Annotated in this window: 17 protein-coding genes; 4 read left to right on the top strand and 13 right to left on the bottom strand. The window is 42.7% G+C overall.

Annotated features, from left to right (window positions below; all coding sequences use genetic code 11):
- Positions 1–59: 59 nt before the first annotated feature.
- Genes V7D18_RS03920 through V7D18_RS03910 form a run of 3 tightly spaced genes read right to left on the bottom strand, consistent with a single transcriptional unit; the run spans position 60 to position 3228 of the window.
- Positions 60–914 carry a carbohydrate ABC transporter permease gene (locus tag V7D18_RS03920; RefSeq protein ID WP_426151649.1) on the bottom strand — a complete coding sequence of 285 codons (855 nt, stop codon included), beginning with the start codon at positions 912–914 and terminating at the stop codon, positions 60–62.
- Between the two features lie 6 nt (positions 915–920).
- Positions 921–1850, bottom strand: coding sequence for a carbohydrate ABC transporter permease (locus V7D18_RS03915; RefSeq protein ID WP_426151647.1), 930 nt, complete (start codon positions 1848–1850; stop codon positions 921–923).
- A gap of 25 nt (positions 1851–1875) precedes the next feature.
- Entirely contained in the window at positions 1876–3228 is a 1353-nt protein-coding gene (locus V7D18_RS03910) for an ABC transporter substrate-binding protein (protein ID WP_426151646.1), read from the bottom strand.
- A 187-nt stretch (positions 3229–3415) separates the two neighbouring features.
- Between V7D18_RS03910 and V7D18_RS03905 the strand changes: the two genes are divergently transcribed.
- Genes V7D18_RS03905 through V7D18_RS03895 form a run of 3 tightly spaced genes read left to right on the top strand, consistent with a single transcriptional unit; the run spans position 3416 to position 7828 of the window.
- Complete coding sequence (locus V7D18_RS03905) at positions 3416–5176, top strand: sensor histidine kinase (protein WP_426151644.1); 1761 nt, start codon at positions 3416–3418, stop codon at positions 5174–5176.
- Position 5177: 1 nt separating this feature from the next.
- Positions 5178–6704, top strand: a complete 1527-nt coding sequence (locus V7D18_RS03900) for a response regulator transcription factor (RefSeq protein ID WP_426151642.1) — start codon at positions 5178–5180, stop codon at positions 6702–6704.
- A complete protein-coding gene (locus V7D18_RS03895; protein ID WP_426151640.1) occupies positions 6701–7828 on the top strand; it encodes a glycoside hydrolase family 88/105 protein in 1128 nt (375 codons plus the stop codon). The genes V7D18_RS03900 and V7D18_RS03895 overlap by 4 nt, the downstream gene beginning before the upstream one ends.
- 35 nt (positions 7829–7863) lie before the next feature.
- Here V7D18_RS03895 and V7D18_RS03890 read toward each other — a convergent pair whose 3' ends face one another.
- Entirely contained in the window at positions 7864–8727 is an 864-nt protein-coding gene (locus tag V7D18_RS03890; protein ID WP_426151638.1) for an AraC family transcriptional regulator, read from the bottom strand.
- Positions 8728–8875: 148 nt separating this feature from the next.
- On the opposite strand from V7D18_RS03890, the gene V7D18_RS03885 reads away from it, so the two are divergent.
- Positions 8876–10273 (top strand): alpha-glucosidase/alpha-galactosidase, encoded by a 1398-nt coding sequence (locus V7D18_RS03885; RefSeq protein WP_426151636.1) that lies wholly within the window; start codon positions 8876–8878, stop codon positions 10271–10273.
- 72 nt (positions 10274–10345) lie between these two features.
- Here the strand turns inward: V7D18_RS03885 and V7D18_RS03880 are convergent, their stop codons facing one another.
- From V7D18_RS03880 to V7D18_RS03840, 9 genes are all read right to left on the bottom strand, one after another.
- Positions 10346–10840: a YfcE family phosphodiesterase gene (locus tag V7D18_RS03880; protein ID WP_426151634.1), complete on the bottom strand. Its 495-nt coding sequence runs from the start codon at positions 10838–10840 to the stop codon at positions 10346–10348.
- Positions 10818–11450 carry an RdgB/HAM1 family non-canonical purine NTP pyrophosphatase gene (rdgB, locus tag V7D18_RS03875; protein WP_426151632.1) on the bottom strand — a complete coding sequence of 211 codons (633 nt, stop codon included), beginning with the start codon at positions 11448–11450 and terminating at the stop codon, positions 10818–10820. The genes V7D18_RS03880 and rdgB overlap by 23 nt, the downstream gene beginning before the upstream one ends.
- 24 nt (positions 11451–11474) lie before the next feature.
- Positions 11475–12788 (bottom strand): lectin like domain-containing protein, encoded by a 1314-nt coding sequence (locus tag V7D18_RS03870; protein ID WP_426151630.1) that lies wholly within the window; start codon positions 12786–12788, stop codon positions 11475–11477.
- The gene (locus V7D18_RS03865) at positions 12778–13947 is read right to left on the bottom strand and encodes a THUMP domain-containing class I SAM-dependent RNA methyltransferase (RefSeq protein ID WP_426151628.1); all 1170 of its coding nucleotides are present in this window, start codon (positions 13945–13947) and stop codon (positions 12778–12780) included. Before V7D18_RS03865 ends, V7D18_RS03870 begins: the two co-directional genes overlap by 11 nt.
- Before the next feature lies 1 nt (position 13948).
- Positions 13949–14497 carry a phosphodiesterase gene (gene yfcE / locus V7D18_RS03860; RefSeq protein WP_426151626.1) on the bottom strand — a complete coding sequence of 183 codons (549 nt, stop codon included), beginning with the start codon at positions 14495–14497 and terminating at the stop codon, positions 13949–13951.
- A 70-nt stretch (positions 14498–14567) separates the two neighbouring features.
- Positions 14568–14876 (bottom strand): rhodanese-like domain-containing protein, encoded by a 309-nt coding sequence (locus V7D18_RS03855; protein WP_426151624.1) that lies wholly within the window; start codon positions 14874–14876, stop codon positions 14568–14570.
- A 124-nt stretch (positions 14877–15000) separates the two neighbouring features.
- The gene (locus V7D18_RS03850) at positions 15001–15255 is read right to left on the bottom strand and encodes a hypothetical protein (protein WP_426151622.1); all 255 of its coding nucleotides are present in this window, start codon (positions 15253–15255) and stop codon (positions 15001–15003) included.
- A gap of 805 nt (positions 15256–16060) precedes the next feature.
- Entirely contained in the window at positions 16061–16792 is a 732-nt protein-coding gene (locus V7D18_RS03845) for a C40 family peptidase (protein ID WP_426151620.1), read from the bottom strand.
- A 132-nt stretch (positions 16793–16924) separates the two neighbouring features.
- Complete coding sequence (locus tag V7D18_RS03840; protein WP_426151618.1) at positions 16925–17617, bottom strand: C40 family peptidase; 693 nt, start codon at positions 17615–17617, stop codon at positions 16925–16927.
- Positions 17618–17651: the final 34 nt, after the last annotated feature.

The raw sequence follows: 17651 nt of genomic DNA, 5'->3' as shown, positions 1-17651 counted from the left end.
TAAATTTTAAAAAAGGCAGGAAACACCGCATTTGCGGGTCTCCCACCTAAAAAGCCTTATTAGCCCTTTATTCCTGTAGATGCGATTCCTTCTACCAGATATTTCTGCATTGTTAAGAAAATGAAGAAAATCGGAATCAAAGATAAAGTTGCCATTGCAAACATTGCGCCCCAGTCGGAACCAGCTGTCGGATCGGAAAACATCTTTAACGCATAGCTGACCGGATATTTTAACGGGTCGCTTAAATAGAGCAAAGCTGCAAGGAAATCATCCCATCTCCACATGAAGGAGAAAATTGCGCTTGTAACCAGAGATGGCTTCACGAGCGGAAGAATGATCCTGATAAATATGGAATAGATCGAACAACCGTCCATTCTGGCAGCCTCGTCTAAATCAATGGGAATACCCTTGATAAACTGAACATTTAAGAAGATAAAAAAGCCCTGTCCAAAAAACTGCGGTACAATAATGGGAAGATAACTTCCAACCCAGCCCATTTTATTAAAGATAATGTACTGCGGAATCATGATAACCTGGAAAGGCAGCATCATTGCCAGAAGCATACATGCAAACCAGAAGCCTTTAAACTTAAAGTCAATTCTTGCAAATCCATATCCTACAACTGCAGAGGAAATAACTGCACCTACTGTGGATAATCCTGCAATAATAAAGGAATTCTTAAAGAAGTTTCCAAAACCGTAGCCTGCAAAGCCTTTCCAGCCCACCTTATAGTTTTCAAAGGAAAAGTGTTCGGGCAGAAGACTGGCAGCAGTCCTGAAAATTTCATTGGTGTTTTTAAAGGAACTCATCACCATCCATACAAGCGGATATATCATAACACATGCGAAGAAAAAGGTAAACACATGATAAATCGCTGTGGTGACTAATTTTTTTTCCTGATATCCTGTTTTCATATTTCATCACCCTTCTGCTTCGTAATGTACCCACTTTTTCTGTGTTTTGAACAGTATCAGTGTCAGCATGCCTACAACGAATACCATGAACCATGCCATTGCACAGCCATATCCAAGCTTATTATAAGTAAAGGAATTCTGATACATGTATACGGTATAAAACAATGTGGTATCTCTTGGCTTTCCCTGGGTAATAATATAGCTTTGTGTAAATGCCATAAACCCATTGATCAGCTGGTTAATGAGATTGAAGAAAATGGTAGGAGTCAGCATTGGAATTGTGATTTTGAAAAATCTCTGTATTCCATTTGCACCGTCAACGGTGGCTGCCTCATAAAGGCTGACTGGAATCTGTTTTAAACCGGATAAAAAGATGAGCATGGAAGAACCAAACTGCCAGACTGCCAATATAATCAGAGTCCAGATCGCCGTATCTGTTCTTCCCAGCCACGCTATGTCGGACGGAAGTCCAATAATCTTCAAAAGTGCGTTTACAACACCGTCGCTTGCAAACATTCTCTTCCAGAGAATTGCAACAGCCACACTGGATCCGATAATGGAAGGCAGGTAATAAACCGCCCTGTAAAATCCGGAGAGCTTGGTGCTTTTTACTAATAGCATGGCAACTGCTAACGCCATGATAAGCCGGAGAGGAACCGAAAACAGAACATAGTACATGGTAACACCAAATACTTTCCAGAACTTTGGATCCGCCGTAAACATCGTTTTATAATTTTCCAGTCCTATAAAAACCGGTGATTTTAATATATTGTATCTGGTGAATGAAAACCCTAAAGATAAAATCATTGGAAGAGCCATAAAGGCAAGAAATCCTATAATGAAGGGCAGGATAAATACATATCCTGCAACCTTCGGTGTGTTTAAGATCTGGCTCACTGATTTTTTTCTTTTCGGGATCATTTGATTGTTCTTCATCTTATCCCCTCCAGAATTTTACCTGTTATTTTGCCGCTTGTTCAAGTATACTTTTTGCTTCAGGCACAAACTGGCCAACTGCATCCTCTGCTGTTGCATCTCCGTAACGAACTGCTTCAACAACTGTTTTTCCTAATGCTTCTACTTCACCTTTACCAGATGGGTCCGGAGCATCGATTGGGGTTGCAATTTCGGTAACTTTTGCAACATAATCAAATACGTTCTGAGCCACAGCATCTGCCTTTGGTTTGATAGCGTCTGCAACTTCTGTATTGATCGGAATTCCTCTTTCAGCAAGAAGGATATCATTACACTCTGCGCTGTTTGTAAACCAGTCAATGAACTTTGCAGCTTCTTCCTTATTCTTGGAAGTTTCAGCGATAGAGAAGAACATACTTGGTTTCAAATACAGTGGCTGTGCTTTCGCATCGGTAAGAGTTGGGAACATGGTAATTCCAAGATCTCTTCCTGCTGTCTTAGAGATACTGATAAACTGGTTAGATAAGCTAAAATCATTCCAGGTTGTTCCATCAATGATTGGTTTTGTCTCTACTACATCAGGATTTTTCTCTGCTAATAAATCAGCGGAAATGCTGGTGTCAGATTTTGCAAACTTTTCCATGGTGTCAAAATAAATTTTCATGGAATCTTCGGTTCCAGCTGTTAATTCGTCAAATAAATGAGAACCATTTGCTCTTGCCATGATCTGCATCATGTTGATGCCGCCGTCATAAAGAGTTTTAACACCGGTTTTCTCATTGATCGTCTTGGAAAGGTCATAAAGCTCGTCCATTGTCATCTGATCAGGAATGGTAACTCCTGCCTTTTCAACTACTGCTTTGTCATAAACCATCATAGGAGCGTTGCTTCCAAGGCTGATTGCATAGGTCTTTCCGTCAACATCACCACTTTTAATGATGCTTTCCGGGATCTTTGAAGTATCAATTACTCCGCTGCTCATGAATTCAGATAAGTCAGCAAGCTGACCGCTCTTCTGGTACTGGTTTAAATAGGAGTAATCCATCTGAATGATGTCAGGAAGATTTCCGCCGGCTGCCATAGCAGAAAGCTTGTCCCAGTAACCGGACCAGTCTGTAAATTCAACCTTGATGTCTACATTTGGATTTTTACTCATGTAAAGATCAACTGCTTTTTTTGTTACATCGTTTCTTGTCTGATTTCCCCACCAGCAAAGGCTTAAGGATACCTTACCGCCGGCTGCTGCTGTTGTGTCAGCAGTTGCTGCTGTTGTGGCTGCCTGTGTGGTAGCCGCGTCTGCTTTTGTGGTTTCAGTCGGTTCAGTCTTTGAACCGCAGGCAGCTAATGATGATGCTGCAAGAATTGCTGCAAGTGTTGTTGCTAAGATTCTTTTCTTCATTTTGCAAAACCTCCCATTTGATTTCTTTAAGATAACCACATTTTATGTCAAATATGCACAAACGTAAAGTTAAAATACGGCTTTTTATGGTTGAAAAAACAGCTTTATGTAATTTGAGACTGTTTACCAATTTATTTTTTCGATGTTTTACTATATAATACGATTATCTGAGAAAGGAAATCTGATTATGAAACGATGTACGGTCTGGTTTAACAACCTGTCTTTATACAAAAAAATACTGACGGTTTTTCTCCTTGCTCTTTTCACCCTGTGCCTCACAATCCTCATCAGCATACGGATTCTGACCCACCGCTATAACGAAGTACTTTACCAGGCAAATGCCGACTCCTTAAGCCACGTAACCACCTATCTGGAATCGGAAATGCAGATGGTTGAAAATGTGACGGACAACATAATTGGAGATGCCGTTTTGCAGGAGAATTTGTCTTTTCTTATGGAAAAACCATACAGTGACCGGAGAGCTCTTGCAAAAAGAGACATTTATCAGCAGCTCTACTCCTATATTTACCAGAGCAGATATGTCAAATCCATCAACATCGTATTAGATGACGGATCCAATATCTGCATGGGACGTTCGGATGATATCGACAGATTCAACCGTATGGAGCTTGATCAGGCAATTGACCGCTTAAAGGGCAAAGCCATATGGTACTCCGCCATTGAACCTGGTGATGACACCGTATGTGCACGGCAGATCTTAAAGCTGAAATATTTAAGCCTGAAAAAGCTGGCAGGACTCTATATTACCGTTGACATGGAGCGTATGATTGAGGATGGTTTAAAAAGTTCCGGAAGTCTGGCGGACAATTCCAGATTCGTTTTAATGACCGGAGAAAAGCGGATCTATCCGGCGCAGTCCTATCACCAGGAATACTGTCTGGAACTCATCGCTGACAGACAGGACAGGGAAAATACCTATACAATAGCCTCTTTGGATCATAAAAAGGAGTTTATAATAACCGGCTATATTCCCTATACTGGCTGGGACTACCTCTATTTCAGAGATTATAACCCCCTGTTTAACAACGTCCGCCTTATTACCATGCAGATTCTTTTATTTACCTTTTTCATTATCCTGGTTACGGCAATTCTGGTTAATTTACTTTTCCGCTATATTTTCCGCCACCTGGATTACTTAATTGAAAAAATCCAGCGTTTTGGAAACGGGGAAGCTCCTGACCTCAGCATAAAGTCCTATGATTATGAGAACAGACAGGATGAAATCGGTCAGCTCCACCGCAGCTTTGATGAGATGACCCACAGCGTAAAAGTACTAAGAGATGAAAATTATGACAAACAGCTGCTTTTAAGAGATTCCACGATTAAGATGCTTCAGCAGCAGATTAATCCCCACTTTTTATACAACACGCTGGATACCATCAACTGGATGGCCCAAAAATACGAAGCTGACGATATCTCCATGATGGTCCGCTCTCTCGGGAACTTATTCCGTGCTTCCATTGCAGGGCAAAAGGATATCATCCCTCTCTCTGACGAGCTGGAAGTGTTAAAGGACTACATCCGGATTCAGGAAATGCGCTTTAAGGACAGGCTGAACTTTGAACTGGATATTCCGGAGAATATTTCCCACATTTTTGTCCCAAAACTATGTATACAGCCTCTTGTGGAAAATGCGCTGAAGCATGCCATGGAAGCTACGGACGAAATGTGCTGCATTCGTGTTACAATTAAGGAAATGGAACTGGATTATCAGATCAAGGTATCCAATACCGGTTCCAGTTTTGAACCTGACTTACTCTCCAAAATTGAAAGCAGGGAAATCCTGCCCCAGGGATCAGGTGTGGGGCTGGTGAACATTAATTCCAGGTTAAAATTACTCTATGGCAACAATTACGGACTGAATTTTTATAATAAGAACGGAATGGCAGTTGTTATGCTGTCTATTCCAAAAGAACAGGAGGTTTGACATGCTGAGATTAATGATTGTGGATGATGAACAGATTATCAGAGAAGCGCTTTCCCAAATGGTCGATTATGAATCCTTAGGCTATGAGCTGATTGCAACTGCCAAAAATGGAATGGAAGCTTATGACATCATATGTGATGAATATCCGGATGTGGTAATCACCGATATCCGGATGCCCATTTTAAACGGGCTGGATTTAATCGAAAGGTCCATGAAAACAGATTCTAAAATCTCCTTTATTCTGCTTTCCGGCTACAATGACTTTGAATATGCCAAGCAGGCGATGAAATACGGAGTCCGTTTTTATTTATTAAAGCCTACGGATAAAAATGAACTGATTGATTCCCTTGTTTCCATCCGGAAAGAACGCCTGCAGGAGGAGTCCCGCCGCATATCCCAGCAGCAGGACCTTTTAAAAACTCTCCACATTCCGTTGGAACAAAGCTTCATCATGGAACTTCTGGAGCATCAGGATACCTTTTCAGGCGTATTTTGCAAATATCAGGAGTTGTTATCCCTGCCTGAAAACTGCCTCAATGCATGCATCTGCTCCTTTGTAGAAGAACCGTATTTAAAAAATTTCACTTCTGATATCGTTAAAATTCTGGGTTCAGAAGGACTCCACATGGATTTTTCCATACTTTATGTAAAAAACACTGCAGTCTTAATCTTTCCTGCTTCCACTCTCGCAATACAGGAAAGGGTCAAAAACTCCATACTAAAACTGCATTATCCCAATCAGTCCGTCACCTTTGAAACGGAATTTATCCATATGGAGACCTCCGAAAAACTTTTTCACTTTGTGATCCAGAAAATTTCCCGTTTTGAACGGATTCTTCTGCTCAGCGAAAAAGGGGAAAGCTATGAGATCAGGAATCATATTACGGCTCCATGGATGATCAGCCGATTAGAGGATTCCATTACCTCTGCACCGGACATTGTTCAGGCTACGGAACTTTTAAATTCCGTTTTTATTGACTCCATGCCGCCGGCCACTGCCAGAAGTCTTGCACTTGGCCTCTTTCTGCAGGCAGACTTAAATCAGGAAAAACCGCCCATTGATGCAGCCTGTGACTTTTTTAGACGTCTGTATTCCTGCGATAACGTTTCCGAAATCCGAAACCTTCTGTCAGTCGTTCTGGTACAGAAGGAGCATGAAACAGGAGGCCATAAGTCAAGCTCCAACATCGCTCTTTTAAAGACTTATATCAGGGAACATCTGGATTCTGAAAATCTGTCTTTAAAATGGCTGGCTGAAAATTACCTGTTTGTCAGCGTCGGATATTTAAGCAAGCAGTTTGTGAAAGAAGAAGGAATGCGCTTTTCCGATTATTTAAATAAGGAGCGTATGGAGGAAGCCATACGGCTGATGACCTTCTATCACAACGACAACATCAAACAGATCGCAAGGCAGGTGGGATTTGGAAGCAATCCCCAGTACTTCAGCCAGGTATTTAAACGATATACGGGTCTTCCGCCCACAGATTATATTGAAAAACTAAAAAACACAAAGCATAAAGGAGAATGACAACAATGACAAATGAAAGACTGCTTGAAAAAATCCATCTGGTGGTGGAAAAGCTTATGAATCTGGGAGGCTGTGACTATGACAAAGATAAAGCCGTCAGTTCTACAGACACCAAAAAGGGAATCATCCAGAGAGATTTCGGAATTGAAGAATGGGACTGGCCTCAGGGCGTTGGTCTTTACGGCTTATATAAACTGCAGGAATTCTACGGAGACGACCGGTACCTTCCTTTCTTTGAAACCTGGTACAGCGGCCATTTGAAAAATGGACTCCCCTCCAAAAACATCAATACAACCGCTCCATTTCTTCCCCTTTCCTGCCTTCACAGCAGGCTTAAGGACTCAGAGAGCCTTTATAAGCTCTGCACACAGCAGGCAGACTGGCTGATTAACGGGCTTCCCAGGACGGCAGACAATGGCTTTCAGCACGTAACCAGCGCTATTGGGGATCGGAACGGGGTAACCCTCAATGAAGGTCAGATATGGATCGACACTCTGTTTATGTCCGTACTCTTCTTAAACAAAATGGGGCAGCAGGCAGAAAATCCAGCCTGGAAAAATGAAGCCCTCCATCAGTTTCTGGTACACATCAAATATTTATTTGATAAACAGACCGGACTTTTCCATCATGGATTCAGTTTTGAACGAATGGATAATTTTGGCGGTGTCTTCTGGTGCAGGGGAAATTCCTGGTTCACCTACGGAATCATGGAATTTATAGATACCTGCGGGGATGATTTAAATGAAGGAGTAAGAACCTATCTGATTGATACCTTTAAGTCCCAGGCAGCGGCGCTCTTAAAGCTCCAGGCGCCCTCCGGACTGTGGCGGACAGTTCTGACAGATGAAACAAGCTACGAAGAAGTATCCGGCTCAGCTGCCATTGCCGCTGGAATTTTAAGAGGCGTAAAAGGCGGAGTTCTGGGCGATGAGTATAAAAAAGCTGCTGATCGTGCAATCTTAGCGATCTGCGATAATGTCTCCGGGGACGGAACTGTACTGAATGTATCTGCAGGAACCGGAATCGGAATGGACGGCGACCACTATAAGAATGTCCTGATCATGCCTATGGCTTATGGTCAGGCACTTGCTCTCACCGCACTCTGTGAGGCACTTGAGAAATAGCTGTCTGACCATACAAAGAGAGACGAAAAGAACGTTTACTGCTCCGTTCTTTTCGTCTCTTTTCTGTATTTCAAAGGCGTGGCATCGGTATGCTTTTTAAATACCCGTTCAAAATATGTGACACTCTCAAACCCCAGAAGTTCTGATATCTCTGTTACTGAATATTCACTGTTTAAAAGAAGCTCTCTGGCTTTTCGCACCCTTGCTAAATTCCGGTATTCATTGACAGAGAATCCCGTCACTTCCCGGAAGATCCTGCTTAAATAGGATTTGCTGATAAAAAAACGTTCCGCCAGTTCCTCCAGACTTTCCGCTGACTCACAATGGAGCGTTAAATACTCCGCCACCTCATGTACTTTTCCATGCTTTGAAGTCTGAACCGTAGGAGGCATATCCTTTAATACATTTTTCTTCCGGCTTCTGTAAACCATAAGAAGAATTCTGGAAATCATAAGACGGACCATGACTTCATACCGCTCCCTCCTGCCCCTTAATTCGTCTCTGATTGACAGAAGCAGGGTCTTCATCTCCTCCCATTCCTTTTCCGAAAGTCTGGCTACACCATAATAATCTCCGAAAAGCTTTTCCAGGGAATAAACTCCCGCATGGTTTAACCAGGTTTCTAAATACCTCCCGTTAAGCTGAAGTAAAATCCGGTCATGGCTTCCGCTCCCTGCCTGGCTCGTCTTATGCACCTGCTGCCGGTTGACCAAAACCACATCTCCTGTTTTCACGTAATAGGTCTCTTTTTCAATAAAATAATAACGTTCCCCGCTTAAGAGAAAATACAGTTCATAGGTATCATGAAAATGCTTCATTGTCATGGAAAATCCGTCATCCCGCACCACCTCATCGATGACAACGCCTTCCATGCTCTCCTCAAATATGATACGTTCCATTTCCCCCTCCAAATCAGTATCCAAAAGTATGATTATCATGAAATAAGCATCAATTATATAAGTATTATAATACTATAATGCATTATAATATGCAATAGAGAGTGATACGAACCTATTTAATATTTCTTAGTTTCAGGAGGAAACCTTTATGAAATACGAAAACAACAAAGTAAGCGACATTCAGATCGCTTACATCGGCGGAGGCTCCAGAGGCTGGGCCTGGACCTTTATGACGGACCTTTCCATGGATGATTCCATGAGCGGAACCATCCGGCTTTATGACATTGATCCTGCTGCTTCCAAAAACAATGAAATCATCGGCAGCCATCTGAGCGCACGCAGAGACACCATTGGAAAATGGGATTACGTCCAGTCTGATTCCTTAAAAGATGCGCTGACAGGCTGCGATTTTGCAGTAATCTCCATTCTCCCCGGTACCTTTGACGAGATGGATTCTGATGTCCATCTTCCGGAAAGACTTGGTATCTATCAGTCAGTCGGGGATACGGCGGGCCCTGGCGGAATGATCCGTGCACTGCGCACCATACCAATGTTTGTAACCATTGCGGAGGCAATTAAGGAATATGCACCCGATGTATGGGTAATTAACTATACCAATCCCATGTCTTTGTGTGTTAAGACTCTTTATCATGTATTTCCCCAGATTAAAGCCTTTGGCTGCTGCCATGAAGTATTCGGCACCCAGAAGGTATTAAAGGGAATCTGCGAGGAAACCTTTGGACTGGAATCCATTGACCGCAGAGACATTCATGTAAACGTTCTGGGTATTAACCATTTTACCTGGTTTGATGAAGCTTCCTATAAAGGAATCGATTTATTCCCCGTTTACCGTGATTATATTGATGCTCATTATGAGGAGGGCTATGAAGAGCCGGATAAGAACTGGGCAAACAGCACTTTTGAGTGTGCGCACCGGGTAAAATTCGACCTTTTCCGCCGCTATGGCCTGATTGCAGCTGCGGGAGACCGTCATCTTGCAGAATTCATGCCTGGAACCGACTATCTCAAAGATCCGGAGACAGTGAAATCCTGGAAATTCGGACTCACCACAGTTGACTGGAGAAAGAATGACTTAAAAGAACGTCTGGCAAAGAGCCGCCGCCTGGCAAATGGAGAAGAAGAAATTGAGTTAAAGCCGTCAGGAGAAGAAGGAATTCTTTTAATTAAATCTTTATGCGGCCTGGATCGCACCATTAGCAATGTAAACATACCAAACTCCTTCTTACAGATTGCAAACCTGCCAAAAGATGCCGTTGTAGAGACAAATGCAGTATTCAGCCGCGACAGCATTAAGCCTGTCATAGCAGGAACAATTCCGGAAGAAGTCCTGGAACTTATCAAGCCTCACGTTGCTAATCACGAACGCATTTTAAACGCAGCTCTTACCTGTGACCGCACTCTGGTTTATGAAGCTTTCCTAAGTGATCCCCTGGTTAAGGGCAGAGCCGGCGACGCAGAAGTGAAGAAACTTGCAGACGATATGATTGCAAACACCCTGGCATACCTGCCAGAGGGCTGGAAATAGTTGAAAATAAAAAACAAAACCCTGACAGAGAACATGAGTCATCAAGTCTCTCTGTCAGGGTTTTATTTGTATTTATATTTTTTCCAGAAAATTCAGAGTAAAATGAACTTCTCCCTGCTCATCCAGTTCCATGATCATATAAGAGGGTCTTCTGCCTTCCTGGCGGGGATAGGACATACTTCCGGGATTTAAGATTATAATCCCGTTATGTACCTCATAAAACGGTCTGTGGGTATGCCCATACATGGCGATCTGAATATTCCGCTCTCTGGCCTCCGCTTCCAGCCGCTCCACTCCCAGAGATACATTGTAGTAATGCCCATGGGTCAGAAGTATCCGGTAACTGCCCACTTTAATTTCCTTTTCCCGTTCCAGATCTGAGAAAAAATCATTGTTTCCAAGAACCATGTGAAGCTCACAGCCCTCATCCAGCCAGCTCTCAATCTTCTTTTCACTGCCTTCTGAATCTCCCAGGTGGATCAGCATGTCAAAGGGTTTGTTTTCCTCGATCACCCGCATAAGATTTTCATCCTTCCGGTGAGTATCACTGACAATCAGTACTTTCATGAGTCTCCTCCCCAAACTGCTCTTTCAGCTTATCTTTCATGGCTTCAAGCGCTTTCCCTCTGTGACTGATCCGGTTTTTCTGGTCCATGGTAAGCTCCGCCGCAGTCATATCAAACTCTGGTATATAAAGAATCGGATCATAACCAAATCCCCCGCCTCCAGCCGGCTTATCAGCAATCAGTCCCTCCATGGCTGCTTCCGTATGAAGCACAGACCCGTCGGGAAGTACTGCAGCAATGTTACAGACAAAACGCGCACTCCTCTCCTCTCCAACAGCAAGGGCTGCACGGTTTAAAATGGTCTGGTTTTTGATTTCATAGGAAGTATCCTCTCCCATATACCGGGCAGAGTAAATTCCAGGCTCTCCGCCCAGGCAGTCTACCACCAGACCGGAATCATCAGCCAGAACGATGCCTCCGGACTTTTTCCACACTGCCATGGCTTTTATTTCTGCGTTTTCCCCAAAAGTGGCTCCGTTTTCCTCTATATCAGGGTGAATGCCGGCATCTTTCATGGAACACACTTCCATTCCCAAATCTTTTAAGATTTCACGGATCTCCCGCATTTTTCCTTCGTTTCCAGTTGCAAAAATAATCCTGTTCTCCCTCATCTGTTCTCTCCTTCAAACCTTTTTCTATTGAGCAGCCGTATACGCCTTCAGACACAAATTGCAGTTCTGTTTTTCTTCCACTCTCTCCCACACTCTGCCGTCCGGACTGATATAACCCTCCCCATCAGATAAATCTACAAAGGTTCTTCCGTCTCCTGCATCATACTCAATCGCTGCAGGGTGAACTGTATCGGGAGTGGTAATTTTCACAATGACTGCAAACCGCTCTCCCTTTTTTAATTTCAGTTCTTTTTTCATCTTTTTGTCAAAGGCTACGGTATAGTAACCAGCATTCTCAAACTCTCCGTCTGTAAGGAAAATTTTCCGGTCAAACTCATTGCCGTTTATAATGTCAGATTCTTTTCCAGTCTTACGCACCGCGTAAATTTCATAAGATGTATGGGGTGCAGTCGCATAGAATCCGGCAGCCTTCAAATATTGGGATTCTTCCGCCTCATACACATTGGAAAACCAGACTGTGTCGCTGCCATACCCCAGCTGGCCTGCCCAGCCCCGTAAATCCGACTGATAGATCCTGTCATATCTGCCCGGATCCTCTACTGCGGAATACACTATATTATTCATACCGATGTTGGAATCATAATAGGATACATAAAAAAAGCCCTGGTCACCAAATCCATCTCCCCAGCTGTTCATACAGATAAACGCCCCGTCACCATTCACCGGGACATTAAAATTCTCTCTGGAAAATCCATCATCCCAGCCGATAATCACAGAATCGTGATTGGGCGGCTCAGAGCCTATGTAACAATAAGCGGACGCCTCCTCATTATAGCTGGCTGACTGGCTCTTAGCCCCATTCATGGCAGTATAGAGTGAACTCTGAACTCCTCCGTAACGGAGAACTGCCCGCTTTATTTTTTCGTAATCTTTCCCAGGTATCATCTGGATCTCCTGAACATGTTTTACCGCTTTCAGTCCTTTTGGAGATATTCCGTCCCCATAAGGATCATCTGTCTCCAGTACCGGTCCCTGCCAGGAAAGGAGGTAAGCCATTGACATGGTATACTCCCCTCCCTCTTCCTGTGGGATGAAAAATCCATTATTTAAAGACATATGATCTTCGGAAAAATTTAAGGATTCTTCCGGTAATAGTCTGGCTTCCAACGCCTGTAAAGATGCAAATGCCCAGCAGGTACCAAGAGATCCCTGATTTTTCACTGCCGGAGCGCGGCCATTTTTCCTTCCGTCATAGACAGCTGGAAGCTGTCCCATATACGGGTTATCGGCCTGTAAGGGAACAAATTTATCCGCCCCTAAGGCGGCAGCCGCACACAGCACAACAAGAAAAAAGGCAAACCGGGTCTTATTTTTCAAACTCATCTCCTGCTTTTCTTTTCGGAGGCTTCGGCCCCATAAACTGATAGAAATAGGTTTTCATCATTCCATTATAAATCTTTCGGTTCTTATCTGCTTTTCTGCCGATATACTTTTCTGCATCTTCGTACGCAGTGATCATATACAGAGACCATGCATCAAGGGCGGCATAGCGTTCTCCAATCTGACGGTACAGTTCCGGAAGATTCTTTTTCTCCTCAATACGCTCACCATAAGGAGGATTGGTGATAATAAAACCGTATTTCTTGGGGTGGCTTAATGCATCGACTGACCGCTGCTGGAAATGAATAAGATGGTCCACACCTGCAGATTCTGCGTTAGCTCTGGCTGCTTTTACAATTTCAGGATCAATATCATATCCCTGTATGTCCACCTTAACATCATTCATCACCAGATCATTGGCTTCATCCATGGTATCATACCAGCACTTTCTTGGTATGATATTTTTCCAGTCTTCTGATAAGAAGGACCGGTTCATTCCCGGAGCCATATTGGCTGCCATCATGGCCGCCTCTATGACAAACGTACCGCTTCCGCAAAATGGATCCACCAGAATCCTGTCTTTGTTCCATGGGGTAAGCATGATCAGCGCTGCAGCCAGGGTTTCCGTAATGGGAGCCTTGCTGGTGAGTGTACGGTAACCTCTTTTATGAAGGGAATCTCCCGTCGTATCAATCCCAACAGTAACCTCATCTTTATACAGAAAAACACGAAGAGGAAAGCTTGCACCATTCTCTTCAAACCACTCCACTTTGTAAGCGCCCTTCATTCGTTCCACCATGGCTTTCTTCATAATAGACTGAATGTCGGAAGGGCTGAACAGCTTACTCTTAATAGATGAGGCCTTTGCCACCCAGAATTTTCCGTCAGAAGGGATATATTCTTCCCATGGAATTGTCTTAGTCGCCTGAAAAAGCTCTTCAAAGGACTCGGCATGAAAGCTTCCTGCTTTTAAAAGAACCCGTTCAGCAGTTCTTAAAAATACATTGGCACGGCAAATTGCCTCATCATCACCCAGAAAGGTCACTCTTCCGTCTTCCACTAAAGTAATATCGTAACCAAGTTCTGTAATTTCTTTTTTTAATACCGCTTCCATACCAAAATGGCAGGGTGCAATCAGTTCATATGTTTTTTTCACATTAATCTCCTAAGTTCATTTCTTTTACAATATTACCTTCAAAGTCCATTATCCGGAAAATCCGGTCTTCAAGCAGCGCATACGTAGGCGGATTTCCTCCTTTTGGAATTGAAACAGAGCCTGGATTCAGTATGATGATATCTCCTGAGGTTTCAGCAGTCAGGATATGCGTATGTCCGTGAAGCAGAATATCTCCCTTTTGCATCGGCAGAAGATGTTCCTTATTGTAGATATGTCCGTGAGTGGCATAAATAGTAAGGCCGTCAATCACAAACAACGCGTAATCAGAAAGGACCGGGAACTCCAGGACCATCTGATCAACTTCCGTATCACAGTTTCCCCGCACATTGTAAATCTGGTCCTTATAGCTGTTCAGCATGGAGATGACCTCTTTGGGCGCATATTCTTTGGGAAGATCATTTCTCGGTCCATGGTAAAGAATATCTCCAAGGAGGATCAGTCTCTTTGCTCCTGAATTTTTATATGCATCTAACAGCTTCCTGCAATAATAAGCGGAGCCGTGAATGTCGGAAGCAATCATATATTTCATACGTATTTTCTCCTTCTGTTGGTTATCAGGTATATTTTAAGACCTGAATGGTATATCTGTCAATGAATACCTATCCACGTACCATATATTTTCCCTTGTAATAGCCAATTCCATTAGCCAGATTGATCACATAAAAGCCCATTGCCTCCAAATGTCTGCATACCATCATGCTTTGTCCGCCTCTGGAACAATAGAAGATAAGACGTTTTTCTCTGGGCAGCTGTTTTTTCCAGATATCATACTGCTCATAAGGAAGATTTACTGCTCCTTTTAAATGCCCTCTTTGATAAGAAAAAGGGGTTCTAAGATCTATGATCATCACATTTTCATTATTTTCTATATATTGATCGACTTCCCACACCGGTATTGTCTTGAACATACTATCACCTGTCCTTTCTAGTAATAATATATTCCGAATTTTTCAGAATGGGAAAAAGCAAAAAAAAGCACGGGAAAGGACCCCGTTGTCTCTTTCCCACGCCTTTTTTTAATTTTTTCTAATATTAGAAAGATTTGTTCTGGTTGTTGTTGCGGCTGGAGTCACGGCTGGAGTCACGGCTGGAGTCACGGCTGGAGTCTCGGCTGGAATCGCGGCTGCAATTACGGTTTGTATCCTGCATCTTATTCTGGCTGTTTGTGCTCTTGTTCTGATTGTTATTCTGGTTGTTGTTCTGGTTGTTGTTCTGGCCTGATGTGTTGTAATTCCTTGTAGAATTATCCATATTGTTGTAGCTGTCATTATAATTATTCTTTGACATCTTCATACCTCCTGTGGGTGTTTTTTGTTACATGGTGTAGTATGGCGAAAATCCGACAGAATATACTCAGTTTTTTTATTTTGGAAAATTCTGATTTTTTTAAATTTGTTTCTAAAATAACTTTGCATTTTTACATAGCCTATATTATAATTTACTTGAGGAATATTATTCCTCATCCTTATTAATTATTTATACTCCCCTCAGAAGCAGCCGAATAGCTCCCCTATTACGGTTGCTTCTCTTTGGCATAATACCTATACATTTACTTGCTTGATTCGTCAAACCCTCCGAATGTTTGTTTTTTTGCTATCCTCGCGATACTGCGATTTCCACCAGCTTTAATATTTCTTAATATTTCTAAATAAGTTTGATATATTTTCTGATATGAAATATTTATACACATAAATCTGCGGAAACTCAAGTAACCCACGTCTTGACAAACATTTACAGTAATGATATCCTAGATCTTAGAAAGAAGCAAATAGTAATGATATCTTAGAATAACAAAAGGAACAATCGCCCACAAAGTGATTGACCTGGCTTAAGAATTGAAAGAACCCCTGAACCGGTCAAGTTCACAGGGGTTTTTTCTATGTATTACTTCTTTGTTATAGTAAAAACAAAGGTCAGTAACGCAAGAATGAATATTCCATGCCACTATGGTAACATATCCCATATCAATAATCGATTACTTTTCCCAACATACTATAACCTCCCAAGTTCACCACCCATAACAAAAGACCTCCGGCAATCCCATGCCGAAGGCCCTATATCCCTTTCCAAAATCCGGTAATCCGCTATTTCATTAATCGCCAAGCATGTTGACAATTTTTACAGGTGTCCGATAATTCCACGGAGATGTCTTAATACCTGTACTGTAAGTTGAAGAATGTACTACTTGTCCATTCCCGATGTACATGGCTACATGATTAATGGAGCTTCCGCTTCCATAAAAAATCAAGTCGCCTGGACGCATCTGATCTGCACTGACTGCTCTTCCCTGTGTAGCCTGTCCTCCTGAAGAACGGCTGATGGAAAGGCCTGCTGCGTGCTGCATCACATATCTTGTAAATCCGGAGCAATCCACTCCTGTATGAGGATCACTGCCGCCATAGGAATAACGTCCGCCTACGAACTGCAGTGCATAATTAACAATGCCTTGTCTGAAATTAACGGTTGACTCTGCCTGAGCTTTTTCTTCCAGTGCTTTTAACGTCGCTTCATCGGTTGCGGTTACAGTGGCACTTCCCTCCGCCGGCAAATAGCCATATGTATCGTTCACCTTAACCTTTAAATATCCATCTCCCATATCTTCCACAACTTCAAAGGCGGATCCTTTGGAAGCGTTCATTAAGGGTTCTGTACCCTCTTCATCTTTACTGATTGTAACCTGATCGGAATTTACGGTTACCATATAGTTTCCAAAACTTAATCCTGGACCGGATATCTCATCTGCTCTTACATCTGAAGGAACTGCTACGATCATTGTTCCACAAAAAGCCATAAGTCCTAACGTTTTCCATACTTTGTTTATCATCGGGAAATCTGCTCCTATTTTTACTTTTTGAGTTTCAAATGTTACGTAATTATTAATTTCATTACGGTTATTATACATTTATTTTATCTTTTCGTCAAGTATTATTTAAAACTGCACGAATTTAAAATTATATTAGTTTAAAACACTGACAAATTTCACAGGTTTGCGATACATGACGTTTGTTACGATAATTCCTGTTTTTTCGGTGGATGCATGGACTACTTTACCGTCGCCCATATACAAAGCCACGTGATTGATGGATCCGTTTTTTCCATAAAATACCAGATCTCCGGGACGTGCCTGTTCGTAGTTTATGATTTTTCCTTCCCCTGACTGTGACCTGGAACTGTGATCTAACTCAACATTTGCAGACTTTTTCAGAACATATCTGGTAAAACCGGAACAGTCCACACCTGTGTTGGGATTTACACCGCCGTATACATAACGTCCTCCCACGAACTGAAGAGCATAGTCCACAACCTCTTTGCGTTCCCTGGCAGACTCGTCCACCTTTTCCTGTGTCTTTTCGATCAGTGTCGCAGAGTCACTGCGTATGTATCCATCGCCCTCAGGCACTTTCACCTTCAGCCAGCCATCCTTTTCAGGTTCTACCACCTCACAGGTCTGTCCTTCCAAAGCAGCGCTCACAACTGCCCCGTCATCCCCTGCAGTTGATCTGACAGATACAGGCTTGTCCAGTCTTGCATAGAGTGTTGTACTGGTTTCTACTGTGATCTCCGCAGCTTTCGCCTCTGTCTGAAAGCTTAAATTTAAAGTAGTTAAAAGCCCTAAAAGTCCCATGACCTTCCACATTCTGAATTTCATATTGAATCTCCTGTCTGCGTAAGATAATTCCCGC

It is taken from the genome of Lacrimispora sp. 38-1, from assembly GCF_049890855.1.
Lineage (GTDB): Bacteria > Bacillota > Clostridia > Lachnospirales > Lachnospiraceae > Lacrimispora.
This window is presented reverse-complemented; position numbering and strand designations above follow the sequence as displayed.

Coding starts and splice junctions, on each gene's coding strand:
- V7D18_RS03855 (WP_426151624.1), bottom strand. CDS start 14,876: ATGTTCAAGACAATACCGGTGTGGGAAGTCGATCAATATATAGAAAAT.
- yfcE (WP_426151626.1), bottom strand. CDS start 14,497: ATGAAATATATGATTGCTTCCGACATTCACGGCTCCGCTTATTATTGC.
- V7D18_RS03905 (WP_426151644.1), top strand. CDS start 3,416: ATGAAACGATGTACGGTCTGGTTTAACAACCTGTCTTTATACAAAAAA.
- V7D18_RS03880 (WP_426151634.1), bottom strand. CDS start 10,840: ATGAAAGTACTGATTGTCAGTGATACTCACCGGAAGGATGAAAATCTT.
- V7D18_RS03850 (WP_426151622.1), bottom strand. CDS start 15,255: ATGTCAAAGAATAATTATAATGACAGCTACAACAATATGGATAATTCT.
- V7D18_RS03885 (WP_426151636.1), top strand. CDS start 8,876: ATGAAATACGAAAACAACAAAGTAAGCGACATTCAGATCGCTTACATC.
- V7D18_RS03895 (WP_426151640.1), top strand. CDS start 6,701: ATGACAACAATGACAAATGAAAGACTGCTTGAAAAAATCCATCTGGTG.
- V7D18_RS03890 (WP_426151638.1), bottom strand. CDS start 8,727: ATGGAACGTATCATATTTGAGGAGAGCATGGAAGGCGTTGTCATCGAT.
- V7D18_RS03840 (WP_426151618.1), bottom strand. CDS start 17,617: ATGAAATTCAGAATGTGGAAGGTCATGGGACTTTTAGGGCTTTTAACT.
- rdgB (WP_426151632.1), bottom strand. CDS start 11,450: ATGAGGGAGAACAGGATTATTTTTGCAACTGGAAACGAAGGAAAAATG.
- V7D18_RS03845 (WP_426151620.1), bottom strand. CDS start 16,792: ATGATAAACAAAGTATGGAAAACGTTAGGACTTATGGCTTTTTGTGGA.
- V7D18_RS03900 (WP_426151642.1), top strand. CDS start 5,178: ATGCTGAGATTAATGATTGTGGATGATGAACAGATTATCAGAGAAGCG.
- V7D18_RS03910 (WP_426151646.1), bottom strand. CDS start 3,228: ATGAAGAAAAGAATCTTAGCAACAACACTTGCAGCAATTCTTGCAGCA.
- V7D18_RS03920 (WP_426151649.1), bottom strand. CDS start 914: ATGAAAACAGGATATCAGGAAAAAAAATTAGTCACCACAGCGATTTAT.
- V7D18_RS03915 (WP_426151647.1), bottom strand. CDS start 1,850: ATGAAGAACAATCAAATGATCCCGAAAAGAAAAAAATCAGTGAGCCAG.